Genomic DNA, 25,686 nt, shown 5'->3' on the forward strand with positions numbered 1-25,686 from the left:
GGCTCGGCGGGCAAAGCGAACCCTTGCCAACCCGTAGTCCCGCCCCGTGGGCCCCGGGGCCCTACGGGGCGAAAGCCGTGGTGCGTAGCTGCCTGCGCGACGAGATGCCCAGCTTGGCGAAGACCTTGCGCAGGTGCCATTCCACGGTGTGCGCACTGATGAACAGCGAGGCGCCGATCTCGGAGTTGGTCATGCCCTCGGCGGCCAGCCCGGCGATCTGGGCCTCCTGGGCTGTCAGGTCACCTCCCGACCGGGCCGCCGCGGCGCGCACCTTCTCACCGGTGGCCACCAGTTCACGACGGGTGCGCTCCGCGAAACCGCGCGCACCCATCCCGGTGAACAGGTCGTGCGCGGCGGTCAGCTCCCGCCGCGCGTCGGTGCGCCGGTTGGCCCGGCGCAACCACTCGCCGTACTGCAGCCGCGCCCGCGCCCGGTGCACCACGATGTCCGTTCTGCCCAGCCGTTCGACGGCCTCGCCGAACAATGCATCGGCGGCCTCGCCGTCGGCGATCATCGCGCGGGCGGCCGCGAGAATGCCCAGGCCCCAATCACTTTCGACGGCGCCGGCGCTGACCTCCAGCCGCGCCACCGCGTCGCGCGCGACCGCGGCCGCACCCGTGCGCGTCGCGGCCTCGACCAACTCGTAGGCGCACCACCCGTGGAAACCCAGATCTTCATACGAACAACAGTCGTGGGCCGCGGCGAACGCCTGCTCGTAACGGCCGTGGCCGTTGTGCAGCACGGCGGCGGCATAGCCGAGCAGGCCCTGCAGACGTCCCTCCCCCCGTGGCCCCGCGTCGGTGCCGAGTCCGTCGATGAGCTTCGCGGCGACGGCGTCGTCGCCGCGGTGGACGGCCAGCATCACGTCGTGGTAGCGCACCGGCGACTTGGCCGCCGTCGCCGCGGCGATGGAGGCGGCCTCGCGCAGCAACTGCTCGGCCGCGGCGAACTCGCCGGCCATCAGGTGCACGCCGGCGCGGTAAGCCAGCGCGCGCGGCAGCCCGGCCAGCGCTCCGCTGCTACGGGCGTGCCGCACCGCGGCGGTCGCGAGGTGCCGCACCGCGTCCTGGTCCCACCGTTCATGAGCCGCGGACTCCTGCAGGATCGGAAAACCCGGCACCCTCAGCCACCGGCCGACCGCCACCTCATCGGAGTCGGCTTGTGCCCGCATCGCCGCCAGCGCGCGACCCAGTGCGTCGGTACCCGCGCCCGGACCACCGGTGATCCGCTCGGCCATCCCCTGCAGCAGGAGGTCGACCGGCCGGAGCCGGTCGGTCATCTGCGACACCGCCGCCAGCGCGGCGTCGGCGGCACCGGTGAGAGCTGCGGGATCCGCGGCGCGCCCGGCGTACATCAGCGCCGCGATGGCCTCGAGGTAACTCTCTCTCGACGAGTGGACGTCGAGCCGCTGCAGCGTGCGGGCCGCGTCGAGCAACGGCGGCGCGGTGTCGGCGACAGCGGGCGCCCCGCTGTCGCCGGAGCGACTGCGGACGAACTCCATCTGCGCGCGTAGCCGAGCCACCAGCGCCTGTTGCAGCGCAGACAGCTGGCCGAGTTCGGCGATGGCGAGCAACTCGTGGGCGGCCGCGGCGTCGGCGGCATCGCTTTTGGCCTGGGCGGCTGCCAGTGCCCGGGGGCCCCGCAGCGCCGGGTCCGCGGTCAGCGTGGTGGCCCGTTCGAGGAACGTCGCCGCGGCCGCGACGCCGCCGCGGCTCTGCGCCCGCGCCGCGGAGCGTTCCAACTCGGCGGCGATCTCGTCGTCGGGTCCCGCCGCCGCCTGGGCGCCATGCCAGGCCCGGCGGTCGGGGTCGGTCTGCGGGTCCGTCGCGTCGGCCAGCACCCGGTGCACCTCGCGGCGGTCGAAGAGGTCACCGGCGCGATAGGCCGCCGAGCGGATCAGCGGGTGATGGAAGCGCATGCGCGGGCCGAACTCGATCAGCCCGTCGGCCTCTGCGGGCGCCAGCTCGGAGATCGGGATGCCCAGTAGACCCGCCGCACGCAGGAACAACGCCGCATCGCCGACCGGCTCGGCCGCGGCGAGCAGCAGCAGTCGCTGTGTCGAGTCGGGCAGCGAGCGGATACGGCGCACGTAGGTCTGCTCGACGGCCGCCGGCGAGGAGCGCTTGCCGGCGATCCAGAAACCGCCGGAGAGCTCCGCGGCCGACACGCTGCGCGGCACCTCCAGGATGGCCAGTGGCAGCCCGCGGGTCTCGGCGATCACGCGGTCGCGCACCCGCGGGTCGAGGCGGGCGAGCATGACCGAATCCAGCAGTGCCCGAGCGTCGTCGTCGGACAGACCGTTGACCGTCAGCTCGGGAAGGCCGGTGAGCAGTTCCGGATGGTCGCGCACGGCGAAGAGCAGCGCCACCGGCTCGGCGAGCAGACGGCGCGCCACGAAGGCCAGCGTCTGCAGCGATACCTGATCGAGCCACTGCGCGTCGTCGACGACCGCCACCAGCGGCTGGTCCTCCGCGGCGGCGGCCAGCAGGCTCAGGATGGCCAGCCCGACCAGGAACCGGTCGGGGGTGTCGCCCGCGCCGCGGCCGAACGCCACGTCGAGCGCCTCCCGCTGCGGAGCGGGCAACGCGTCGAGGTGCTCGAGCAGCGGCGCGCAGAGCTGCTGCAACCCGGCGTAGGCGAGTTCCATGTCAGACTCGACGCCGGAAACCCCTATCCTGCGGAACTTCTCGGTGCGGGCGGCCACGTAGTCGAGCAGCGCGGTCTTGCCCACCCCCGCCTCGCCCCGCAACACCAGCACCTGGCACGCACCGGGTTCGAGGCCGGCGATCAGCTCATCGAGGAGCGCGCACTCGGCCGTCCGTCCGCGCAGGGACGGCTCCGGACTCGACATGGGGCACCACCGGGTGTGATTTCGATGCTGGCGTGCGGAGTCTATCGAGACGGCTACCCCGTCACCGAGTGGCGGCCGAGCGGAGCAGCCAGTCCTCGAACCGCGTGGTGGACAGCCTCGCTGCGGGACCCGGCACCAGGGTCCGCTCACCGAGGTCAACCCCCCAGTACTTGGCGTCGGGGTCGGCGATCACCGGACGCTTGTCGCCGCGCGCGGTCAGCGCGGTGCGGATCAGGTCCGGCAGCAGCACCGCGTGCGGGCCGCCGATCTCGACGATCCCGTCGACCGGCGCGTCGAGTGCGGCGCGCGCGACGCCCTCGGCGACATCGGCGGCGGCCATCGGCTGGAAGTACGCGGGCGGCATCCGCACGCTGCCGTCCACGGTCGCCGAGTCGGCGAGGGTGTCGACGAACTCGAAGAACTGCGTGGCATGCACGATCGTGTAGGGCACCGGCCCCGCTGCGATGAGCTTCTCCTGGGCCAGCTTCGCCGCGAAATAACCGCTCTGCGAGGCCAATTCGGATGTACCGACCACCGACAGCGCGACGTGGTGACCGACGCCCGCGTCGGCCTCGGCGCGCAGCAGGTTCGTCGTCGCGGCGCGGAAGAACTCCAGGGCGGCATCGTCGAGGGTCGGCGAATTGGACACGTCGACCACCACGTCGGCGACCGAGACGGCCTGCGCGACGCCTTCCCCGGTGTAGGTGTCGACGCCGGTCGACGGCGCCGCGGCGACGGTGTCATGTCCGCGTTCGGTCAGCACGCGGACCACGGTGGTGCCGATCAGGCCGGTGCCGCCGATCACGACGATCTTCATGGTGAGCCTTTCAACGTTTCCTGGGGACTGCTTCGGTGCCCACCAGAACGGATGGCCGCGCCGGCATTCATCCCCTCATCGGCGACCAACCAGATTGGCCTACTGTGTATGGTCATGCACGAGTGTGAGCGCGTCGGTCTGGACTTCGTCGATTCCGCGCCGTACCGCTTCGTCAGCACGGTGGACCTTGCGATCACCCCCGAGCAACTGTTCGAGGTGCTGGCCGACGAGACCTCATGGCCGCGCTGGGCCAGCGTCATCACCAAGGTCACGTGGACCAGCCCGTTGCCCCGGGGCGTCGGCACCACCCGCACCGTCGAGATGCGCGGCGGCATCACCGGCGCTGAGGAGTTCCTGGCGTGGGAACCTTTCGAGCGCATGGCCTTTCGGTTCAACACCTCCACTACAGGCAGCATCGCAGCGTTCGCGGAGGACTACCGCGTCACGCCCACCCCCGGTGGCTGCCACCTGACGTGGATCATGGCGATGAAGCCCGCCGGCCTCGCCGGCCGGCTGGGGCTGTTCGCCGGCCGGCCGGTGATGAGCAGGCTCTTCCAGCGGTTCCTGCACAACCTGCGCCGCTACACCGACCAGAGGTTCGCGGCGCGATAGCCCCCGCGGCCGCCCCGGCGGGTCTATCGTGACCGTCGGAGAACGCGGATGAGTGAGCAACGCACCGGGTGTCCGGCCTGTGGCACCGAACCCCGCGAGGGTGCTCGGTTCTGCGACGGCTGCGGTGCCGCCTTGGCCGCCCCGCGCAGCTTCACCGAGTACAAGCACATCACCGTGTTGTTCGCCGACGTGGTGCACTCGATGGACCTCGCGGCGGCCGTGGGTCCCGAACGGTTGCGCGAGATCATGTCGGACCTGTTCGACCGGTGCACGGCGGTCGTCCACCGCTACGGCGGCACAGTGCACCAGTTCCTCGGCGACGGGGCGATGGCTGTCTTCGGCGCTCCCCTGGCTCTCGAGGACCACGCACTCCGCGCATGCCTGTCCGCGCTGGGCATCCAGGACGGAGCCCGTGCGCTCGCCGAGGAGGTGCGGGTCCGTGACGGCATTGACTTCACGGTGCGCGTCGGACTCAACAGCGGCGAAGCGCTCGCCGGTGAGATCGGTTCCAGCAGTTCGGGTTACACCGTGATCGGGGAACAGGTCGGACTGGCCCAGCGGATGGAATCGGCGGCGCCGCCGGGCGGAGTGATGCTCAGCGTGACCACTGCCCGTCTGGTGGAGCACAGCGCTCGGCTCGGCGAGCTGGAGTGGGTGCGGATCAAGGGTGCGACCCAGCCGGTTGCGGCGCGCCGACTGCTCGCCGTCACCGACCACCGCGACCTCCGGCCCGCGGACGCCACCTTCGTCGGACGGGCTACCCAACTCGCCGAGATCGGGCGCGCCCTCGAGACGGCCCTCGCCGGGCGGGGCGCCGTGGTGACCGTGGTCGGGCCACCCGGCATCGGCAAGAGCCGGATCGCCAGGGAGACCGCGTCCATCAGCCGGTCGCGGGATATCGAGGTCTTCTGGACCTTCTGTCAGTCGCACACAGCCGAAGTGCCGTTCGGTGCCGCCACCGGAATGCTGCGGTCCTTCTTCGGCATCGCCGACTGCTCACCGGAGAAAGCCCGTGCCGCAACGCGCTCGGCGCTGCCCGACGCCGACAACGAAGATCTGCTGCTGCTCGACGACATGTTGGGCATCGCCGAGACGCAGCCGGTGATGGGCGAGATCACCCCGGACGCCAGGAAGCGACGGTTGACGGCGCTGCTCGACACGGCACTGCTCTCTCGTCGCGCGCCGGCCGTCTACGTCATCGAGGACGCGCACTGGATCGACGAGGCAAGCGAAGCGATGCTTGCCGACTTCCTGGGCGCACTCGCTGAGACTCCGGCGCTGGTACTCGTCACCCACCGACCCGAGTACAGCGGTGCGTTGACCGCGACAGCGACGTCCACCATCACGTTGACGCCCCTCGACGACGACGACACCTCGGCACTCGTCGCGTCGCTGATCGGCGTCGACCCCTCGATTCGCGATCTGGCTCACCGAATCGTCGAACGTGCCGCGGGCAATCCGTTCTTCGCCGAGGAGATCGTCCGCGACCTCGCTGAACGTCGTGTGCTCCGCGGTGTCCGCGGTGCCTACCGGTGCACCCACGACGCGGACGTCGTGGTACCCGCGACTGTCCAGGCAACGATCGCCACGCGCATCGACCGCCTCGGATCGGAGGCCAAACGTACGCTGAACGCGGCCGCTGTGATCGGCTCCCCGTTCTCGGAGGAGCTCTTGACGGCGATCCTCGACGAGGTCGCCGTCGACGAGCTGGTCGACGCCGAACTCGTCGCCGTGGTGAGTCGCCAACCGGTCAGGTACGCCTTTCGGCATCCGCTGATGCGGGCGGTCGCCTACGAGTCGCAGTTGAGGTCCCGACGCGCAGCGCTGCACCGCTGCATCGCTGCAGCGCTCGAGCAAGCCGATCCTGCAGGATCGGCCGCCAACGCGGCGTTGATCGCCACCCACCTGGAGGCCGCAGGAGATCTGGACGGAGCGTTCCGCTGGCATATGGAGGCGGGCACCAGGTCGACGCACCGCGACATCGCGGCCGCACGCATGAGCTGGCGTCGGGCTGTTGCCGTAGCCGACCGGATGCCGGAAGCCGACCCCGACCGTAGGGCAATGCAGATCGCGCCGAGGAGCCTTCTCTGCGCGACGATCTGGCGTGTGGGGGGTGAGCTCACCGAGGTGGGTTTCGATGAGCTGCGCGATCTGACGACTGTCGCGGGTGACAAGCGCTCGCTGGCCATCGCGATGGGAGGCCTGGTGCAGATGCTCAACTTCCACGGCCGCTACACCGAGGCCTCCCGACTGGCCTCCGAGCAGGTGGAACTGCTCGACTCCATCGGCGATCCCGGGCTCTCGGTGGCGATGATTCCGATGGTCGCGGCGATCGCCAAGTGGGACGCCGGCGAGATGGCCGAGTCACTAAGCCTGGCTCAACGCGCGATCGACCTGTCGAGGGGGGACCCCACGATGGGCAACATCATTTTCGGTTCACCGCTGGCAATGGCTCTGGCGATGCGCGCGTCGACCCGCTGCTGTCTGGGAATCGCAGGTTGGCGTGAGGATTTCGACGAGGCGCTGACGATCGCGCGAAGCGTGGACAAGTTCAGCTTCTCCACGGTGGTGATGTTCAAGTACATCGCGATCATGAACTGGGCGCTTCTCCCTGACGACATCGCGCTGCGGGACACTGCCGAAGCGCTCGAGATCGCCCGCCAGTTCGGCGACGACTTCCTGCTCACCAACGCCGAATTCACGTATGGACTGGTCCTCGTCCGCCGTCAAGACCAGGACCGCGCACTGGGTTTCGAGCTGCTGGCCAAGGCCCGTGCGGTGGCGCTGAACCATCGGTACACCGTCATCGCCGCGTGGTGCGTCGATCTGGACCTCGCAGCAGAAGCCATTCGGACCGGTGACTACGACACAGCCGTGAACCTCGCAGGCGGCGTCCTGGACAAAGAACGGCGGGCAGGCGAGGGCATCAATCGCGGTTGGTCGACGTCGATTCTGGTCGAGGCGCTTCTGGCGCGGCGCGCACCCGGAGATCTCGACCGCGCCTGCACCGCGGTCGACGCGCTGGCCGCGCTGCCGACGGAACCCGTCTTCCTGTATCACGAGCTTCCGTTGTTGAGAATGCGCGCCATGCTCGCCGAGGCGCACGGCGATCACCGGGCATACGTCGATCTGCGGGACCGCTATCGACGCCGTGCAGCAGAAACCGGCTTCGACGGCCACCGTGCTCTCGCCGGCGCGATGGCCTAGGTCAGGTGAGCCCAGGCTGCCCGCCGTACGCGGTCGGGATCCTCTTCCACCACGTCGCGACTGGACGCGATCAGCCGGGTGCGCCGGTGGTCGACGTCGTAGAGCGGCCAGTTCGCCTCGTCGTGCACCCGGTCGCTGCACGCGAAGTCCAGCCACGCCCGCTGCATCCGAGCGCCCACCGCGGGCTGGAAGCGGCGGCCCAGCGGGTGCAGCTTACGGCCGATGAACGACGCGTAACTGTGCTGCACGTGCACGATCTCGCTGCCGTGGGTGGCGCCGAGGCCGAGCAGACGCAGACTCATCCCGGCGTGGTCGAACCGGTACACCCGGGTCGGCGCGCGACCGCTGTAGGCGTCGGCGAACGCCCAGGTGGGCGCGCCGAACATGACGTCGGACCCGATGGTGATCAACGCGCTGCGCCGCGGATACGCCGGATAGGCCGCCAGCACCGCGTCTTTGGCCTCGGGAGCGACGCGGTCGAAGTACCTGTCCACCGTGGCCCGGGTCGTGGGCAGCATCGGCGGCCGGGTCCAGGCGAACATCGACGCCTCGTGGCTGTTGGTGCCGATGATCAACGGCAGTCGCGCCAGCTCACCGGCGCGGGCCGCGTCGACGGGATGGCGCGGCAACAGCTCGGTGCCGTGGGTCAGCCCGTAGGCCAGCGTGGGTGTGGCGGCCGCGCTCGCCAACTGCACTTGGCCGGCGGCGCGTCGTAACTGCCGCTGCGGCAGGCCTTTCACCTCGGCGGGGCCGACGCCGAGCCGGTCGAGGAATTCCCGGGCCCGGTCGGCGCGCAGCTCGCGGTCGGCGATCAGCGGCAGCGCGGGACTCTGCGCGATCGCGCGGTGGAACAGCCCGCCCGCCTGCGGGCAGGCCAGCAGTGCCAGCACCGACGTCGCCCCCGCCGACTCGCCGAAGATCGTGACGCGGTCGGGGTCCCCGCCGAACGACGCGATGTGGTCGCGCACCCACCTCAGGGCGGCGAGCTGATCGCGCAGCGCCAGGTTGTCGTCGAACCCGTCGCCGAGGGCGCCGAGCTCGAACCCGCCGAACACCCCGATCCGGTAGGTGACGTTGACGACCACCACGTTGCCGTTGGCCGCCAGCCGCGAGCCGTTGTAGAGCTGGAACTGTCCGGCCCCGTAGACGAAGGCGCCGCCGGGTATCCACACCATCACGGGCAGCGACGCGGTCGTGTCGGGTGACCACACCGTCAGCGTCAGGCACGCTTCGTCGCGAACCTTCGGGTCGTCGCGACCGCCGCCCACGAAGGATGTCGTCTGTGGTGGCAGGGGCCCGTGCTCGCGGGCCGCTCGCACGCCGTCCCATGGTCGCAGGGCGGCCGGGGCCAGGAACCGGCGCGGCCCCACCGGCTGTTCGGCATACGGCACTCCGCGCCACACACCGACGCCGTCCTCGCTGTCGCCGCGGAGCTCCCCCAGCGAAGTGCGGACAAGGGGCGAATGTCCGGCGACGAGTGCCACGGAAGAAATCGTAGTGTGCGATTCTTGACGGGCCCGGCAGGCGGGCTCGGCGGCGAAGCGAGGTAGTGCCATGACCTTCAACGAGGGCATGCAGATCGATACCAGCACCACGTCGACGAGCGGAGGTGGCCGCGGCCCCGGACGCGGCATCGCCGTCGGTGGCGGTCTCGGCGGCCTGATCATCGTCGTGGTGGCGCTTTTCCTCGGCGTGGACCCGAGTTCGGTGGTGCCCAGCCAACAGGGAATGGACACCCAGGGGGTGGACGCGCCGGGCTTCGACCTGAGTCAGTGCAAGACCGGCGCCGACGCCAACGTGATCCCGGAGTGCCGCGTGGTGGCCACGGGCAACTCCGTGGACGGGGTGTGGGAGCAGTTGATGCCCCAATACACCCGACCCAAGGTCGAGTTGTTCACCAACGGAGTCGAGACCTCGGGATGCGGCTTTGCCAGCAGCGAGGTCGGGCCGTTCTACTGCCCGGTCGACAAGACCGCATATTTCGACGTCGGCTTCTTCGACGTGCTCAAGACCCAGTTCGGCTCCAGCGGAGGACCCCTGGCGCAAGAGTACGTGGTGGCCCACGAGTTCGGTCACCACGTGCAGAACCTGCAGGGAGTGCTCGGCCGGGCCCAGCAGGATCCGGAGGGCGCCACCGGCGCCGGGGTGCGCACCGAACTGCAGGCCGACTGTTACGCCGGGGTGTGGGCACATTACGCGGCGATCACCAAGCAGGAGAGCACCGGCGTTCCGTTCTTGGAACCGTTGACCGACAACGACATCGCCGACGCCCTCTCGGCCGCGTCGTCGGTGGGCGACGACCGGATCCAGCAGTCGGCGACCGGCAGGGTCAACCCCGAGTCGTGGACGCACGGGTCCTCCGAGCAGCGCCAGAAGTGGTTCACCACCGGCTATCAGACCGGTGACCCCGCCAAGTGCGACACGTTCGCCGCCCGCGACCTTGGCTAGGCCCGCCACGGCCGTCGACGCCGTCGCCGAGCGTTACCTCGACACGTGGGCGGCTCTGGATCCCTGCGCGGCAACCGAATCCGGAATCACCGGCCACGACGACCAGATCACCGACTACTCCCCCGACGGGTGCGCGGCCCGGGCCGACGCCGCGCGGACGGCGCTGCGCGAGCTCGACGCGACCGAGGCGGTCGACGACGTCGATGCGGTCACCGTCGCCGCGATGCGGGAACGGCTGACGGTGCTGCTCGATCTGCACGACGCGCACCTCGACACCGGTGAACTCAACGTCATCGCCTCCCCGCTGCAGACGATGCGCGACGTCTTCGACCTGATGCCCACCGACACCGAGGACGACTGGACGGCGATAGGGCGCCGGCTGGAGAAGATCCCGGACCGGGTCGCCGGGTACGCCGACGGCTTGCGCGCCGCGGCCGCGGCCGGGCGTGCGCCGGCCGCCCGCCAGGTGCGCCGGGGTATCGCGCAGGCAGGCCAGATCCAGCGTCTCTTCCTGGAGATGGTTGCCGGCGCCGTCCCCGACAACCTCACCCTGCATGCCGAACTGCGCCGGCGCGCCGAGGACGCCGCCAACGCCTACGCCCGCCTGGTCGGGGTGTTCCGCGACGAGATCGGACCGCGGGCCCGGGAGACCGACGCGTGCGGCCGGGACACCTATGCGGTGCTGTCGCGATCCTTTCTCGGCGCGGCCGTGGACGTCGACGAAGCGTACGCGTGGGGCCTTGATCAGCTGAATCAGATTGTCGCGGAACAGGATGCGATCGCCAACCGGCTCTACCCCGGGGCCACCGCCGTCGAGGCGCTGCGCCGACTCGACGGCGAGGACCGCTACCTCGTACACGGCACCGACGCACTCGCCCACTGGATGCAGGATCTGTCGGACCGCGCCGTCGACGCGCTGGCCGACACACACTTCGACATCGCACCGCCCCTGCGCCGGCTGGAGTGCCGGATCGCGCCGACGAACACCGGGGGTATCTACTACACCGGCCCGTCGGAGGACCTGTCGCGGCCGGGACGGATGTGGTGGTCGGTACCCGCCGGGGTGCACACGTTCCACACCTGGCAGGAGATGACCACAGTGTTCCACGAGGGGGTGCCCGGCCACCACCTGCAGATCGGGCGCGCCGTGGTGCTCGCCGACCGACTCAACCGGTGGCGGCGCCTCGGGTGCTGGGTGTCGGGGCACGGTGAGGGCTGGGCGCTCTACGCCGAACGGCTGATGGCCGAACTGGGCTGGCTCGACGACGCCGGCAACCGGATGGGAATGCTCGACGCGCAGCGGTTCCGCGCCGCCAGGGTGGTGATCGACATCGGTGTGCACTGCGGTCTGACCGCCCCCGACGGCGGGGTGTGGGACGCCGCAAGGGCGTGGACCTTCCTGCAGTCCCACAGCGCGATGGCCGAGGAGAATCTGCGCTTCGAGCTGGACCGCTACCTCGGCTGGCCCGGGCAGGCGCCGTCGTATGCGATCGGTCAGCGGATCTGGCAGCAACTACGGGAGGCGGTGACCGGAACCGGGGTGGCCCTCAAGGACTTCCACAGCTGCGCACTGGATCTCGGAGGTCTGCCGCTCGACGTGTTACGGTCGGCGCTACTGCCCTAGAGGCGGGACTGCTCCTTGATCGACGTGTCCGTGGTGCGCAGCGGCCGGATCAGGCCGTCCTGGGTGAACGACGCGAGCAGGGCCCCCTCCTCGGTGTGCACCGCCCCGCGGACATAGGACATCCCGGCACCGACCTGCGTGCTCTCGTGGGTGTAGAGCAGCCAGCCGTCCCACCGCACCGGCTCGTGGAAGGTCACCGACACCGTCATGGGTGCCGTCGAGACGGTCAGGTGCGCCTGGCTGGTGCCGATCCCCTCGTGAGCGCGCATGGTGGTCGAAATGCCGAGATGCCCGGTGAAGTAGGCGATCAGCGCCTTGGCGAGGTCGTCGCGGGCGGGGATCGGGTCGTAGTGCAGCCAGGCGTACAACTCCGGCGGACCCACCTCGTCGGGGCTGTTCACGTCGAGGACGTCGACCAGCCGCACCTCCCGGCCGGCCATCGGCATGGGCGAGGAGTGGGCCTGCGCCGGCGGCGCCACCTCGGGCCTCGGCAGCTGGTGGCGGATCACGTCGGCGGTCGGGACGTCGGCGAGCACCGTCGTGCTGATGCAGCGCTTGCCGTTCTGCGTCGCGGTGACCACCGCGCACGCCGTCGAGCGGCCCTCGCTGATCACGTCGACCTCGAGCTGCACGGGCCCGGCGCCGACCATCACCGCGCGCGCGAACACCGCGTACGCCGACCGGATCGACTTGCCTGAAAACCGATGGGCGGCAGCGACAATCGACTGCGCCAGAACCTGGGTGCCCTCGACCACCTGCCGGCCCTGCTCACCCGCGGGACCGGTCTGCGCGGTGAAGATGTTCCCTCCGGCGGGCTCGACCTCGAAGAGGTCGAGCAGACCCTGCACGGTCCACGGCGTCGGTGCCGACTGCGTCGTCATGGAGGGAACAGTAACCGAGGTTCGCAGAAAGCGGTAACGTCATTACCATGGCCGCGAAGTCCCCCGCGAACGCTGCGACGCCCTCGTCCGGTGACGAGACCGACTCGCGTGCGGGCCGTTTCATGCGTTCCGCGCTCGCCATCCTCGGCGAGACCGGCCGGACGGACTTCACCGTGCTCGAAGTGGTGGAGCGGTCCAAGACCTCGCTACGGGCGTTCTACCAACACTTCGCCACCAAGGACGAGCTGCTGCTGGCGCTGGTCGACCGGATCATGGCCGAGGCCACCGCACGCTGGCGCGCGGAGGTCGAGCCGATGCCCGCCGACGAGGCACTGCGCCGGCTGATCGAGCGCATCAGCGCACCGGCGGAGTCCCACACCCAGGACGCCATCAACCGCGGGCTCACCTATTACAACGACCACTTGCTCGAGACGCGGCCCAGGGAGTTCGCGACGGTATTGGCGCCCCTGCACGCGCTGCTGGTCGACATCCTGCGCCGGGGCCTCACCGAGGGCGTCTTCGACGCCGGCATCGACGTCGAGACCGACGCCGCCATCCTGATGCAGACCGTGCTCGGGGCCCTGAGACTGCGCGAACTGGGCGAGGAACTGAATGGCGTGCCGATCGACGGCAGCCACCTCTACTCCTTCTGTGCGCGCAGCCTACTGCGCGCTGACCAGCGCTGATGCTTGGACTTCCACTCTAGCGTCGTTACACAAAACGGTGGTAATGTCATTACCACTTCGTGCACACGTGCCCTGCCAGGAGGCCGCCGCCATGCCGTCCCGCATCCTCGACTATCCGGTGTTCGACGCCGACAACCACTTCTACGAACCCAAAGAGGCGCTCACCCAGTTCCTTCCCGAGCACCGCAAGGGCGTCATCGACTACATCGACGTGCACGGCCGCACCAAGATCGTCGTGCGCAATCACATCAGCGACTACATCCCGAATCCGACGTTCGAGGTGGTGGCCCGCCCGGGCGCCCAGGAGGAGTACTTCCGGCACGGCAGCGGCGGCAAGAGCTTCCGCGAGGTGATGGGCAAGCCCATGAAGGCCATCCCCGCCTTCCGCAATCCGCAGGCGCGGCTCGAGGTGCTCGACGGGCTGGGCCTGGATTACACGATCATGTTCCCGACGCTGGCCAGCCTCGTCGAGGAGCGCATGAAAGACGACCCCGACCTGATCCTCGACATCATCCATGCGCTGAACCAATGGATGTACGAGACATGGCAATTCGACTACGAGGGCCGCATCCTGTCCACGCCGGTCATCAACCTGTCCGTGGTCGACCGTGCCCTCGAGGAACTGCAGTGGTGCCTGGAACGCGGCGCCAGGACGGTGCTGGTGCGACCCGCCCCTGTGCCCGGCTACCGCGGGTCGCGCTCGCTCGGGCTGCCCGAATTCGACCCGTTCTGGGATGCGTGCGTCAAGGCAGGCATCCCGGTGTGCATGCACGCCTCCGACAGCGGCTACGCCCGGTACCTCAACGACTGGGAGCCGGCTGAGGAGTTCCTTCCGTTCCGCCCCACAGCTTTCCGCATGGTGGCGATGGGTAAGCGACCGATCGAGGACACGATGGCCGCGCTGGTCTGCCACGGCGCGCTGTCGCGCAACCCCGATCTGCGGATCCTGTCGATCGAGAACGGCGCCTCCTGGGTGCCGTACCTGTTCTACCAATTCGCCGACGTGTTCAAGAAGATGCCGCAGGAGTTCCCGGAGGATCCCATCGCTGCCTTCAGGCGCGGCGTGTACGTGGCGCCGTTCTGGGAGGACGACTTCGCGAAGATGGCCGAGCTGCTCGGCATCGACCGGGTCATATTCGGCTCGGACTGGCCGCATCCCGAGGGCCTGGCCGATCCGATCACCCTCGTCGACCAACTGGAGGAGAACGGTCTGGACTCCGACGGCATCCGCAAGGTCATGGGCGGCAACCTGGTCGACCTGTTCAAGATGGCGGACACCAAGGTCCACAAGCCGGATGTACCGGCACTCGTGATCGCCTGACCCCCCGAGAGGCTGACCTGATTTCATGACCGATGTGGCCAACCCGGAACGGATGCTCTTCGCCTCCACCACGGAGACGTTCCTGGCGAAACAGGCGTCGCTGACGCACGTGCGGGGTCTGCACGCCTCCGGCACGCCGTTCCAGCCCGAATGGTGGCAGCGCGCCGCCGAATTGGGCTGGGCCAGTCTGCTCGTATCGGAGCATCTGGGCGGTGGCAGCGTCTCCGGTAACGGCGTCGCCGACGTGGCGCTGGTCGCGGAGAAGATCGGACACACCGTCGCTCCCGGCCCGCTGCACCCGGTCAGCGTCGTGCTGGCCGGGCTCGTCGAAGCGCCCGACGGCCACGAGGACCTCATCGAGGCGATGGTGGCCGGCCAGACGGTGGCCGGCTGGGCGGTGTACGAACCGGGGCAGCCGTTCACGGTGCAGCACGCCGCGACCACGGCGACGAGGACCGCCACTGGATTTCGCCTCGACGGAACCAAGGACCGCGTGGAGGCCGGCGCACAGAGCGACGCTTTGCTGGTGACGGCCACGTGCGACGGCGAACTGCGGCAGTTCGTGGTGCCGACGGACGCGGCAGGGGTCACCGTCGAGGAGCAGAACTCCGTGGACATGGTGAAGAGTTATGCGCGAGTGTGTTTCGACGGTGTCGAGGTCGACGCCGCCGCGGCCGTGGGCGAGGCCGGGCAGACTGCCGCGATCGTCGAGCGGCAGCGACAGGTGGCACTCGTCCTGCAGTGCGCCGAACTTGTCGGCATCCTCGACGCCGTGCTGACGATGACCTATCGGTGGATGTTCGACCGGCACAGCTTCGGCCGCCCGCTGGCGTCCTACCAGGCGCTCAAACACCGCGCGGCGGACATGAAGCTGTGGTTCGAGGCTGCGCGCGCCACCACCGCGGGCGCCGTCTCCGCTGTGGCGGACCGCTCGCCCGACGCGCCGCTACTGGTCAGCATCGCGAAAGCCTATGTTGCCGAACGTACTCCGGTCATCATCCAGGACTGCGTGCAGCTGCACGGAGGGATCGGGGTGACCTGGGAACACGACCTGCACCTGTATCTGCGCCGCGCCGCGCTCTACCGCGCGCTGTTCGGATCTCCCGAGGATCACCATCGCGCCGTCTACGCGCTCAGCAGGAAGTCCGAGGCCCCGGCATGACCGACACCGTGACGTCCACCGCGACCACCGAATCCGTCGCCGACTTCGCCGCCCGCGCCCGCGCATGGCTGGCCGAGAACATGCCCCCCATCGACCCAGAGAGCCCGCCGTTCTCGGTTCGCGCCGAGCAGACCTCGTGGGACCGGGCCAAGGATCTCCAGAAACGGCTCTACGAAGGCGGTTTCGCCGGCATCTGCTTCCCCCGTGAGTACGGCGGGCTGGGCTTGCACCACGCCTATCAACGAGCGTTCAACGTCGAATGCCGCAGCTACGAGATGCCGTTGATCCTCAATGTGCCGACGTTCACGATCTGCGCCGCCACGATCCTCGACATGGGCAGCGAGCAGCAGAAGCGGGACCGGATCTCGGCGGCGATCCGCGGTGACGAGATCTTGGTGCAGCTGCTGAGTGAACCCAACGGCGGATCCGACCTCGCCGGTGTCATCACCCGCGCCGATCGGCAGGGCGACCGGTGGATCGTCAACGGCGCCAAAACATGGAGCACAAGCGCCTTCGCCGGCGATTACGGGCTGTTGCTTGCCCGCACCGACTGGACCGTGCCCAAACACGAAGGCCTGACGATGTTTCTGGTGCCGCTGCGCTCCCCCGGCATCACGATGCGCCGCATCAAGGAGGTCAACGGCAACGAGGAGTTCTGCGAGGAGTTCTTCGACGGTCTGGAACTCGGTGACGACGCCGTGGTCGGCGAGGTCAACAAGGGCTGGGAGGTCGCGACGCGTCAGCTCCACCACGAGCGCCGCGCCGTCGGCGGCGGGTCGGAATTCGCCAGCGGGACCGCCGCCGAGAACGCCAGCGAGATGCCGCCCGACCACATCGGGCTGGCGGAGGCTGCCGGGCGCGGTGACGATCCCGTCGCCCGGGAACTCGCCGGGCGGGCGCTGGTGCGCCGTCAGGTCAGGGAGCAGCTCATCGAGCACGTCGCCCGGTCGATCGCCGACGGTTCCCTGCCGGCGAATGCCGGCACGCTGATCCGGCTCTTCCACGCCGAGACCACCGAGCTGGAGGTGGACACCGCGCTCGCCCTCGCAGGCACCGCCGGTGTCGTCGACGATGGCTCGGGGCTGCTCGACGTCGGGATCCGCTACCTGTCGCGGCAGACCGGTTCGCTGGGCGGCGGTACGTCGGAGATGGCGCGCAACGTCATCAGCGAGCGCATCCTGGGCTTCCCGCGGGAGTTCGCCGCCGATCGCGGCGTCCCGTTCAATCAGGTGAAGCGCACCAAGAGCTGACGCCGGATCAGAACAGGGCGGCCTGCACCGGCGCGGCGGGCGGAAGCGGCCGCGGGGCGGCGGTCTCCCGGAAGGATCGGCCCGGCGTCAGTCCGTGCTTGGCCACCAGCGCTGCGGCCCGTCGCGCCAGCATCGCCCGGTAGTCGGCGGGTAGGTACGCGCCCCGCCGGTACAGATGCCGGTACTCGGCGACCAGTTCCGGGTGGGCCTGCGCCAGCCAGTCCATGAACCAGCCACGGGTGGCGCCGCGCAGGTGCAACCCGAACACCGTCACGCTCGTCGCCCCGGCGGCGGCGATGCGGCCCAGCAGGTCGTCGAGGTGAGCCCCGGAGTCGGTCAGCCGGGGAAGCACCGGCGCCACCATCACGTGGCAGCTCAGGCCGGCCTCGCGGATGGCCGAGATCAGAGCCAGCCTCGCCTGTGGCGTCGGCGTCCCGGGCTCGATGCTGTTGTGCAGCAGCGGATCCCCCACTGCCAGCGACACCGCGACGCTGACCTCGACGCTGCGCGCCGCGTCGGTCAGCAGCGGCAGATCGCGCCGCAGCAGCGTGCCCTTGGTCAGGATCGAGAACGGAGTGCCCGAATCGGTGAGCGCACCGATGATGCCGGGCATCAGGGCGTAGCGGCCTTCGGCCCTCTGGTAGGGATCCGTATTCGTGCCCAGCGCAACGGTTTCGCGCGTCCACGACCTGCGGTGCAACTCCCGGCGCAGCACCTCGGCCACATTGGTCTTCACCACGACCTGGGTGTCGAAATCGTGCCCGCTGTCGAAATCCAGATACTCGTGCGTGGGCCGGGCGAAGCAGTACCGGCAGGCATGCGAGCAGCCGCGGTACCCGTTGACCGTGTACTGGAAGGGCAGCATCGATGCGGCGGGAATCTTGTTCAGCGCCGACTTGCACAGCACCTCGTGGAACGTCATGCCCTGGAACTCCGGTGTGCGTACGCTGCGCACCAGACCGATGCGCGCCAGACCGGGCAGCGCCCCGTCGTCGACGTCGACACCCTGACCCGACCACCGCATACCCCATGCGAACATTTGTTCGATCCGGTGTCAAGCACTACCGTGGGATCCGGGATGTCGACTCACGCATATGAAGAGGAACTGCAGTCCGAGCAGCGGTACGTCGACGGGCTGTACGAACGGCTCGACGCGGAACGCGCGCGGGTCAAGGACCGGTACGCCGCGGCGATGCGCGGGACGGGCGGCACGCTCGTGGAGCGCGATGCCGAGGTGCGGGCACTGGCGCGCCAGATGGCGCGGCTCAACGTGGCCGACAGCGGTCTGTGCTTCGGCCGGCTCGACAGCGTCGACGGCGAGACGATCTACGTCGGCCGCATCGGCATACTCGACGAGACCGACGAGTTCGCGTCGCTTCTGGTCGACTGGCGCGCGCCCGCGGCCCGGGCGTTCTACGTGGCGACCGGCGCGACACCGGAGAACATGCGCAGGCGCCGGCAGTTTCACACGCTGGGACGCCGGGTCCTCGACTTCACCGACGAGATCCTCGGCCGTCCCGGCGATGCCGAGCGCGGCGGACGCGGGGACGCGGCGCTGCTCGCGGCGGTCAACGCACCCCGTGGCGACGGGATGCGCGACATCGTCGCCACCATCCAGGCCGAGCAGGACGAGATCATCCGGTCCGACCATCCCGGCGTGCTGGTGATCGAGGGCGGACCCGGCACCGGCAAGACCGTGGTGGCCCTGCACCGAGTGGCCTACCTGCTCTACACCCAGCGCAAGCGGATGGAGAGCCACGGCGTGCTGGTGGTCGGCCCGAACGCGGTGTTCCTCGACCATGTGGGGCGCGTGCTGCCGTCGCTGGGCGAGACCAACGTGGTGTTCCTGACTCCCGGAGAACTCGTACCGGGGCGGCGGGTCACCGTCCGGGACGCCCCGGAGGTCACGCGGATCAAGGGTTCCCTGGCCATGCTGGACGTGTTGGCGGCCGCCGTCGCCGACCGGCAGCGCGTCCCGGACGAGCCGGTGCCGATCGAGCTCGCCGACGTGTCGGTACGCATCGACGCCGAGACCGCGCAATGGGCGATCGAGGAGGCGCGGGCCACCGGCAAGCCGCACAACGACGCCCGCACGGTGTTCGTCGACGTCGTGACCTGGGTGCTCACCGAGCGGGCGATCGCCAAGATCGGCCGCGGCTGGTTGAGCCGAGAGGACCGCACCGCGTGGGAGCACCTGCGTTCCGAACTGGTCGACGAACTCGACGACCACCGGGGATTCGCCGCCGCACTGGACCGATTGTGGCCGATGCTGACGCCGGAAACGCTTCTGGCAGAACTCTATTCGTCACCGGAACGGTTGCGGGCGGCCGGCGCCGACGCGGCACTGCTGCGCGCCGAGGGCGACGCCTGGACAGTGGCCGACGTGCCTCTGCTCGACGAGCTCGTCGACCTGCTGGGCCGCGACAAGGCGGCCGAGGCGGCCGCCGAACAGGAGCGCCGCGAAGAAGCCGCCTACGCCGCCGGCGTGCTGGATCTGATGATCGGGCGCGAGGACCTCATGGACGACGAGGATCAACTGCTGGCCTCGGACGTGATCGCCGCCGAGGACCTGGCCGAACGTTTCGAGGAGCGCGACACCCGCGATCTCGCCGAACGCGCTGCGACGGATCGGGATTGGACGTACGGGCATGTCGTGGTCGACGAGGCCCAGGAGCTGTCGGCGATGGAGTGGCGGGTGCTGATGCGGCGGTGCCCGCGGCGCTCGTTCACCGTCGTCGGAGATCTGGCGCAGCGCCGGTCGGCGGCCGGCGCGACATCGTGGGGCGGGATGCTCGACACCTATGTGCCCGGCCGGTGGCTCTACCGCCCGCTCGCGACGAACTACCGCACACCGAGCGAGATCATGGCCGTCGCCGCCGCGGTGCTCGCCGGGTTCGCGCCGGACGTCACGCCACCGGAGTCGGTGCGGTCATGCGGGGTACCGCCGTGGTCACGCAGGGTCGACGAGGAAGAATTACCCTCCGCGATAGAGGATTTCGTGCGCACCGAGGCCGAATCCGAGGGCACCAGCGTGGTGATCGGACCGCCGGGCACGCCCGGCGCGCTTGCTCCGTCGGACACCAAAGGGCTCGAGTACGACGCGGTGCTCGTCGTCTCCCCCGAACGGATCCTCGCCGACGACCCGCGCGGGGCCGCCGACCTCTACGTGGCGCTCACCCGCGCCACCCAGCGGCTGGGTGTGCTGCACACCGGGCCACTGCCCGCGGCGCTGCACGGACTGACCGAGCAGCGGTCGGGCTAGTCAGCTCACCACTGGGTGCCCTGGCACAGCGGGCTGTAGGGGTGATCGCCCTGGATGACGATCTGCCCGTCGACCGCCACCTCGCAGTGCGCGTTCGGCGCCGCCTGCCCGCCCTTGGTGGTGCTGCTGGCCCACACGTAGGCCCACTGCGGGTCGCTCAGCGTGGTCTCGAAGGTCCACGGCTGGCCGGGAGCGATGGTGACGGACTCCCGCTTGAGGTACGCGTAGGCGTCGGCGTTGTAGGCCGCCTTGTCCGCCGGCTGGTTGACCAGATAGGTCAGGTCGAACTGGTACGGCCCCGCGGTGGTCACCGTATAGCGGACCTGATGGCCGGCCGGCTGGGCGCTCGCCGCGCCCGGGGTGAGCGCAAACGCTGCGGCCGCGACCATCAGAGACGCCCCTACCTTGGCTGTAGCTTTTCGCATGTCGGTCACATCGCCCGACGGTACCCAACCGTTACGCACGCGCGCTGTGCACGCGGGGCGATCAGGTTAATGGCAAACCAACGCCCGCGCGCGGCAACAGGTTAACCGCGTTGTCACACACAGACATTTGACAGAAATACAGGCGCTCTAACGTCCCGATGCGACACCGGTGAGTGTCGACAATCTCGCATCTCACACTCTCGTCAAGCACTTCGACGCGACGTTCGCCGCAGGTGAACGCTGTCGACACGCAGAAAGGCCGTACATGGAGCACCCTCGGCGCCACCCGTCCCGACGCACCGCGCTCGCCGCGGGAAGCATCGTCGCGGCGGTCAGCCTGCTGTTGGCAGGCTGTGGGAGCAAGGCAAGTGAAACAGATTCAGCAAACGCCGAGTCGTGCGTGGACACCTCGGGTTCGGCCGTCAAGGTCGGATCGCTGAACTCCCTGTCGGGCACCATGGCGATCTCCGAGGTCACCGTCCGCGACTCCATCAAGCTCGCGGTCGACGAGATCAACGCCGCCGGCGGGGTGATGGGCAAGCAGCTCCAGCTCATCGGCGAGGACGGCGCATCAGAGCCCACGGTGTTCGCCGAGAAGGCCGAGAAGCTGATCAGCAGCGACTGCGTCGCCGCGGTCTTCGGCGGCTGGACCTCCTCCAGCCGCAAGGCCATGCTGCCGGTTTTCGAGAGCAACAACTCGCTGCTCTACTACCCGGTGCAGTACGAGGGTCTGGAATCGTCGCCCAACATCTTCTACACCGGCGCGACCACCAACCAGCAGATCGTGCCTGCGCTGGACTATCTGAAGGAGAAGGGCGTCAAGTCGCTGTACCTGGTGGGCAGCGACTACGTGTTCCCGCAGACGGCCAACCGCATCATCAAGGCCTACGCCGGCGCCAACGGCATCGAGATCAAGGGCGAGGACTACACGCCGCTGGGCTCCACGGACTTCTCCACGATCGTCAACAAGGTCCGCACCGCCAACGCCGATGCGGTGTTCAACACCCTCAACGGCGACTCGAACGTCGCATTCTTCCGCGAGTACAAGAACGTGGGCCTGACGCCCCAGGACATGCCGGTGGTGTCGGTGTCGATCGCCGAGGAGGAGGTCGGCGGCATCGGGGTGCAGAACATCACCGGCCAACTCACCGCGTGGAACTACTACCAGACCATCGACACCCCGGTGAACAAGAAGTTCGTCGACGCCTACAAGAAGGCGTACGGCGCCAACAAGCCGACCTCGGACCCGATGGAAGCCGCCTACGTCTCGGTGTACCTGTGGAAGAACACCGTCGAGAAGGCGAAGTCGTTCGACGTCAAGGCGATTCAGGACAACGCCGGCGGCGTCACGTTCGACGCCCCCGAAGGTCTGGTGACCATCGACGGCGAGAACCACCACATCACCAAGACCGCCCGCATCGGCGAGATCCGACCCGACGGCCTGATCTACACGATCTGGGAGTCCCCCGGCCCCATCGAGCCCGACCCGTTCCTGAAGTCCTACCCGTGGGCCGCCGGACTGTCCGGCTGAGTCACACATGGATGTCCTGATCGGGCAGCTGGCAACAGGATTGAGCCTCGGCTCGATCCTGTTGCTCGCGGCGCTGGGCCTGTCGCTGACCTTCGGCCAGATGGGCGTCATCAACATGGCGCACGGCGAGTTCATCATGGCCGGGTGCTACACCGCCTACGTGGTGCAGCAGGTCGTGTCCAGTGCCGGTGTCTCGCTGATCATCTCGCTGGCCGTCGGTTTCCTCATCGGTGGCGCTATGGGCGCTCTGCTCGAGGTCGGGCTGATCCAGCGGATGTACGACCGGCCACTGGACACCCTGCTGGTGACCTTCGGCGTCGGCCTGATCCTGCAGCAGGTGGCGCGCGACGTCTTCGGCGCCCCGGCGGTCAACGTGGTGGCGCCGGCGTGGTTGTCCGGCGGAATGGAGATCTTCGGCGCCGTGGTGCCCAAGACCCGCATCTTCATCCTGGTGCTGGCCGTGGTCTGCGTCGCGGTGCTCGCCACCGTGTTGAAGGTCAGCCCGATGGGACGACGCATCCGCGCCGTCGTGCAGAACCGCGACCTCGCCGAGACCAGTGGCATCTCATCCCGCAGGACCGACATCACCACGTTCTTCATCGGGTCCGGGCTGGCGGCGGTGGCCGGTGTGGCGCTGACGCTGATCGGTTCCACCAGCCCGACGATCGGCCAGAGCTATCTGATCGACGCGTTCCTGGTGGTCGTGGTCGGCGGGCTGGGCCAGATCAAAGGCACCGTGATCGCGGCGTTCGCGCTCGGGTTCCTCAACTCGTTCATCGAGTACAACACCACGGCGTCACTGGCCAAGGTGGTCGTGTTCGTGATCATCGTGATCTTCCTGCAGGTCCGCCCGCAGGGCCTGTTCACCGTGCGGACAAGGAGTCTGGTGTGAGGACCCTCCTCGGTCGCTGGCAGACCTGGGCCGGGTTCGGCGTCGCCGCGCTGGTGCTGTTCGTGATCGCGCCCGCGGTGCTGTCGGACTTCCGGCTCAGTCTGCTCGGCAAGTTCCTGTGCTTCGCCATCGTCGCGGTCGGCATCGGCCTGGCCTGGGGGCGGGGCGGCATGCTGGTGCTGGGCCAGGGCGTGTTCTTCGGCCTGGGCGGCTACATGATGGCGATGCACCTCAATATCGCCGACGCGCAGCTGCGGGGCGACGAGGTGCCCGACTTCATGCAGATCCAGGGCATCCGCGCCCTACCCTCGTACTGGCAACCGTTCGCCTCCCCCGTTGTGACGCTCGCGGCGATCATCGTGATTCCGACGGCGATCGCGTCCGCGTTGGGCCTCGGCGTGTTCAAGCGCAAGGTCAAGGGCGCCTACTTCGCGATCCTGTCGCAGGCACTGGCCGCCGCGCTGGCGATCCTGCTGGTCGGACAGACCGGACTCGGAGGGTCCAACGGGCTCAACAGGTTCCGCACCTTCTTCGGGTTCACGCTCAACGACCCGGTGAACCGCCGGATGCTGTACTTCATCGCCGCGGCCGTGCTGCTGGTGCTCGTCGCCGTGGTGCGCCAACTGATGCAGAGCCGCTACGGCGAACTGCTGGTCGCGGTCCGTGACGGCGAGGAGCGGGTCCGCTTCCTGGGCTACGACCCGGCCAACATCAAGGTGGTGGCCTACACCGTCGCGGCGTTGTTCGCCAGCATCGCCGGGGCGTTGTTCGCACCCATCGTCGGGTTCATCGCCCCGTCGCAGGTCGGCATCCTGCCGTCGATCGCGTTCCTCATCGGCGTCGCGATCGGCGGCCGCACCACGCTGCTGGGCCCGGTGCTTGGCGCCATCGGCGTGGCCTGGGCGCAAACCCTGTTCTCCGAACGCTTCCCGTCGGAGTGGACGTACGCCCAGGGCCTGCTGTTCATCGTCGTCGTCGGTTTCTTCCCCGCCGGACTCGCCGGGCTGGGCGCGGTGCTGCGGCGCCGGCGCAGCAAGACGGCCGCGCCGGCTGAGCAGGAGGCCACGGACACGGCGAGGGTGGGGGCGAGCTCATGACCGACGTCGACGCCGGCACCGCCGGCAAGGAACCCGTCGAGGGCGGCAACGCCGGCATGGGCACGCAGTACCTCGAAGTGCGGGGCCTGACCGTGGATTTCGACGGCTTCAAGGCGGTCAGCGATGTCGACCTGACGCTGTTCCAAGGTGACCTGCGCTTCCTGATCGGGCCCAACGGTGCCGGCAAAACCACCGTGATCGACGCGATCACGGGACTGGTGCCCGCCACCGGGTCGGTGAACAAATCCGGCGTGGAACTGCTCGGCAGGAAGGTGCATCAGATCGCCCGCCGGGGAGTGGGACGCACGTTCCAGACCGCGAGTGTGTTCGAGCAGCTGACCGTGTTGCAGAACCTCGACATCGCCGCCGGCGCAGGACGTTCGGTGTGGACGCTGCTGCGTCGGCGCCGCGGCGTACTGCCCGTCATCGAGCAGGCACTGCACACCGTCGGCCTGACCCATCTCGCGGACCGCCCCGCGGGTGTGCTCGCGCACGGGCAGAAGCAGTGGCTGGAGATCGGCATGCTGCTGGTGCAGAACGCCGATGTGCTACTGCTCGACGAACCGGTCGCGGGGATGAGCACCGAGGAGCGCGAGGAGACCGGTAACCTGTTGCGCCGCATCGGCGCCGAGCGCACCGTTGTGGTCGTCGAGCACGACATGGATTTCATGCGCGCCTTCGCGACATCGGTGACGGTACTCGCGCGCGGACAGGTGATCGCCGAGGGGTCGGTGGCCGAGGTGCAGGCCAACCCGAAGGTGCAGGAGGTCTACCTCGGGACCGCGGCCGCAGGCGCGGAAGGGATCGCATGACACTGCAACTCGTCGACGTCCGCACCGGCTACGGCCGCAGCGAGGTCATTCACGGCGTCAGCCTCGAGGTGCCGCCCGACGGTGTCGCCGCGGTCATGGGCCACAACGGCGCCGGAAAGACCACGCTGCTGCGGGCCGCGGTCGGGCTGCTGAAATGTGCCGGTGGCACTGTGCTTTTCGACGGCGAGGACATCACCAGGCTGCGGCCCAGCGCGCGGGTGGCCCGGGGCCTGGCCTACGTGCCGCAGGGGCAGCAGTCGTTCGGCCAGCTCACCACCGCGGAGAACCTGCAGGTGGTCGCCGACGGACGCAGGAACGGCAAGACGCTGATCGACGAGCAGCTCGATCTGTTCCCCGCGCTCAAGGAGCTGCTGACCCGCCGCGCCGGTCTGCTCTCCGGCGGCCAGCGCCAGCAGCTGGCGATCGCCCGCGCGCTGATCACCACGCCGAAGTGCCTGATCCTCGACGAGCCGACCGAGGGCATCCAGCCGTCGGTGGTCGCCGAGATCGAGGCGGCCATCACCGCCTTGACCGATCGCGGCGATCTCGGGGTGCTGCTCGTCGAGCAGCACATCGGTTTCGCGCTCGAGTCCGCGCAGCGCTACTACATCCTCGAGGCCGGCCGGGTGACGTCCAGCGGCACGGGCGGTTCGGCCTCGGAAGCCGACGTCCGCGCCGCGATGGCCATCTGATCTGCCGCGAGCGCGCGGGTCTGTACGCCGACACGCCGCTATCGCTGTGCCGCAGCGCACGCTCGCGGCCCGTGAGGGCAGCAAGAATGCCATCCGTGGGGAGCGGGAGGTGCCCC

The 25,686-nt window shown here is 69.2% G+C and carries 20 protein-coding genes; 14 read left to right on the forward strand and 6 right to left on the reverse strand.

Features of this window, described 5'->3' with window-relative positions; genetic code table 11:
* Positions 1-61: 61 nt before the first annotated feature.
* Together G6N45_RS20310 and G6N45_RS20315 are read right to left on the reverse strand one after the other, a co-directional pair.
* Positions 62-2,851, reverse strand: coding sequence for a helix-turn-helix transcriptional regulator (locus tag G6N45_RS20310; protein ID WP_163724040.1), 2,790 nt, complete (start codon positions 2,849-2,851; stop codon positions 62-64).
* A 61-nt stretch (positions 2,852-2,912) separates the two neighbouring features.
* Positions 2,913-3,668, reverse strand: a complete 756-nt coding sequence (locus G6N45_RS20315; protein ID WP_163724042.1) for an SDR family oxidoreductase — start codon at positions 3,666-3,668, stop codon at positions 2,913-2,915.
* Positions 3,669-3,776: 108 nt separating this feature from the next.
* Between G6N45_RS20315 and G6N45_RS20320 the strand changes: the two genes are divergently transcribed.
* Together G6N45_RS20320 and G6N45_RS20325 are read left to right on the forward strand one after the other, a co-directional pair.
* Positions 3,777-4,280: an SRPBCC family protein gene (locus tag G6N45_RS20320; protein ID WP_163724044.1), complete on the forward strand. Its 504-nt coding sequence runs from the start codon at positions 3,777-3,779 to the stop codon at positions 4,278-4,280.
* A gap of 48 nt (positions 4,281-4,328) precedes the next feature.
* Positions 4,329-7,487: an adenylate/guanylate cyclase domain-containing protein gene (locus G6N45_RS20325; protein WP_163724046.1), complete on the forward strand. Its 3,159-nt coding sequence runs from the start codon at positions 4,329-4,331 to the stop codon at positions 7,485-7,487.
* Here the strand turns inward: G6N45_RS20325 and G6N45_RS20330 are convergent.
* Positions 7,484-9,061, reverse strand: a complete 1,578-nt coding sequence (locus tag G6N45_RS20330; RefSeq protein WP_179965208.1) for a carboxylesterase/lipase family protein — start codon at positions 9,059-9,061, stop codon at positions 7,484-7,486. The two genes, G6N45_RS20325 and G6N45_RS20330, sit on opposite strands and share 4 nt — an antisense overlap.
* Between G6N45_RS20330 and ypfJ the strand changes: the two genes are divergently transcribed.
* Both ypfJ and G6N45_RS20340 read left to right on the forward strand, forming a co-directional pair.
* Positions 9,042-9,935 (forward strand): KPN_02809 family neutral zinc metallopeptidase, encoded by an 894-nt coding sequence (ypfJ, locus tag G6N45_RS20335; protein ID WP_163724050.1) that lies wholly within the window; start codon positions 9,042-9,044, stop codon positions 9,933-9,935. The two genes, G6N45_RS20330 and ypfJ, sit on opposite strands and share 20 nt — an antisense overlap.
* Entirely contained in the window at positions 9,928-11,559 is a 1,632-nt protein-coding gene (locus G6N45_RS20340) for a DUF885 domain-containing protein (RefSeq protein WP_163724053.1), read from the forward strand. The genes ypfJ and G6N45_RS20340 overlap by 8 nt, the downstream gene beginning before the upstream one ends.
* Here G6N45_RS20340 and G6N45_RS20345 read toward each other — a convergent pair.
* Positions 11,556-12,440, reverse strand: a complete 885-nt coding sequence (locus G6N45_RS20345; protein WP_163724055.1) for an acyl-CoA thioesterase — start codon at positions 12,438-12,440, stop codon at positions 11,556-11,558. The genes G6N45_RS20340 and G6N45_RS20345 overlap by 4 nt on opposite strands.
* A 47-nt stretch (positions 12,441-12,487) precedes the next feature.
* Here G6N45_RS20345 and G6N45_RS20350 point away from each other — a divergent pair, with 47 nt between their 5' ends.
* From G6N45_RS20350 to G6N45_RS20365, 4 genes are all read left to right on the forward strand, one after another.
* Positions 12,488-13,126 carry a TetR/AcrR family transcriptional regulator gene (locus tag G6N45_RS20350; protein ID WP_163724057.1) on the forward strand — a complete coding sequence of 213 codons (639 nt, stop codon included), beginning with the start codon at positions 12,488-12,490 and terminating at the stop codon, positions 13,124-13,126.
* A gap of 91 nt (positions 13,127-13,217) precedes the next feature.
* A complete protein-coding gene (locus tag G6N45_RS20355) occupies positions 13,218-14,447 on the forward strand; it encodes an amidohydrolase family protein (protein ID WP_057147664.1) in 1,230 nt (409 codons plus the stop codon).
* Positions 14,448-14,472: 25 nt separating this feature from the next.
* Positions 14,473-15,609, forward strand: a complete 1,137-nt coding sequence (locus G6N45_RS20360; protein WP_163724059.1) for an acyl-CoA dehydrogenase family protein — start codon at positions 14,473-14,475, stop codon at positions 15,607-15,609.
* The gene (locus G6N45_RS20365; RefSeq protein WP_163724060.1) at positions 15,606-16,859 is read left to right on the forward strand and encodes an acyl-CoA dehydrogenase family protein; all 1,254 of its coding nucleotides are present in this window, start codon (positions 15,606-15,608) and stop codon (positions 16,857-16,859) included. Before G6N45_RS20360 ends, G6N45_RS20365 begins: the two co-directional genes overlap by 4 nt.
* A gap of 7 nt (positions 16,860-16,866) precedes the next feature.
* Here the strand turns inward: G6N45_RS20365 and G6N45_RS20370 are convergent, their stop codons facing one another.
* A complete protein-coding gene (locus G6N45_RS20370; protein WP_163728783.1) occupies positions 16,867-17,883 on the reverse strand; it encodes an Rv2578c family radical SAM protein in 1,017 nt (338 codons plus the stop codon).
* A 54-nt stretch (positions 17,884-17,937) separates the two neighbouring features.
* Between G6N45_RS20370 and helR the strand changes: the two genes are divergently transcribed.
* Positions 17,938-20,121, forward strand: a complete 2,184-nt coding sequence (gene helR / locus G6N45_RS20375; RefSeq protein ID WP_163724062.1) for an RNA polymerase recycling motor ATPase HelR — start codon at positions 17,938-17,940, stop codon at positions 20,119-20,121.
* A gap of 5 nt (positions 20,122-20,126) precedes the next feature.
* On the opposite strand, the gene G6N45_RS20380 is transcribed toward helR, so the two are convergent.
* Positions 20,127-20,510, reverse strand: coding sequence for an Rv2576c family protein (locus G6N45_RS20380; protein ID WP_246228739.1), 384 nt, complete (start codon positions 20,508-20,510; stop codon positions 20,127-20,129).
* 301 nt (positions 20,511-20,811) lie between these two features.
* Between G6N45_RS20380 and urtA the strand changes: the two genes are divergently transcribed.
* The 5 genes from urtA to urtE are packed head-to-tail and all read left to right on the forward strand — an operon-like array spanning position 20,812 to position 25,570.
* Complete coding sequence (urtA, locus tag G6N45_RS20385) at positions 20,812-22,077, forward strand: urea ABC transporter substrate-binding protein (protein WP_057147180.1); 1,266 nt, start codon at positions 20,812-20,814, stop codon at positions 22,075-22,077.
* A gap of 7 nt (positions 22,078-22,084) precedes the next feature.
* Positions 22,085-22,969, forward strand: a complete 885-nt coding sequence (gene urtB, locus G6N45_RS20390) for an urea ABC transporter permease subunit UrtB (protein WP_163724066.1) — start codon at positions 22,085-22,087, stop codon at positions 22,967-22,969.
* Entirely contained in the window at positions 22,966-24,066 is a 1,101-nt protein-coding gene (gene urtC, locus G6N45_RS20395; RefSeq protein ID WP_163724068.1) for an urea ABC transporter permease subunit UrtC, read from the forward strand. The genes urtB and urtC overlap by 4 nt, the downstream gene beginning before the upstream one ends.
* The gene (gene urtD / locus G6N45_RS20400) at positions 24,063-24,878 is read left to right on the forward strand and encodes an urea ABC transporter ATP-binding protein UrtD (protein ID WP_163724070.1); all 816 of its coding nucleotides are present in this window, start codon (positions 24,063-24,065) and stop codon (positions 24,876-24,878) included. The genes urtC and urtD overlap by 4 nt, the downstream gene beginning before the upstream one ends.
* A complete protein-coding gene (gene urtE, locus G6N45_RS20405) occupies positions 24,875-25,570 on the forward strand; it encodes an urea ABC transporter ATP-binding subunit UrtE (RefSeq protein WP_057147183.1) in 696 nt (231 codons plus the stop codon). Before urtD ends, urtE begins: the two co-directional genes overlap by 4 nt.
* Positions 25,571-25,686: the final 116 nt, after the last annotated feature.

This window comes from Mycolicibacterium psychrotolerans (genome assembly GCF_010729305.1).
GTDB lineage: Bacteria > Actinomycetota > Actinomycetes > Mycobacteriales > Mycobacteriaceae > Mycobacterium > Mycobacterium psychrotolerans.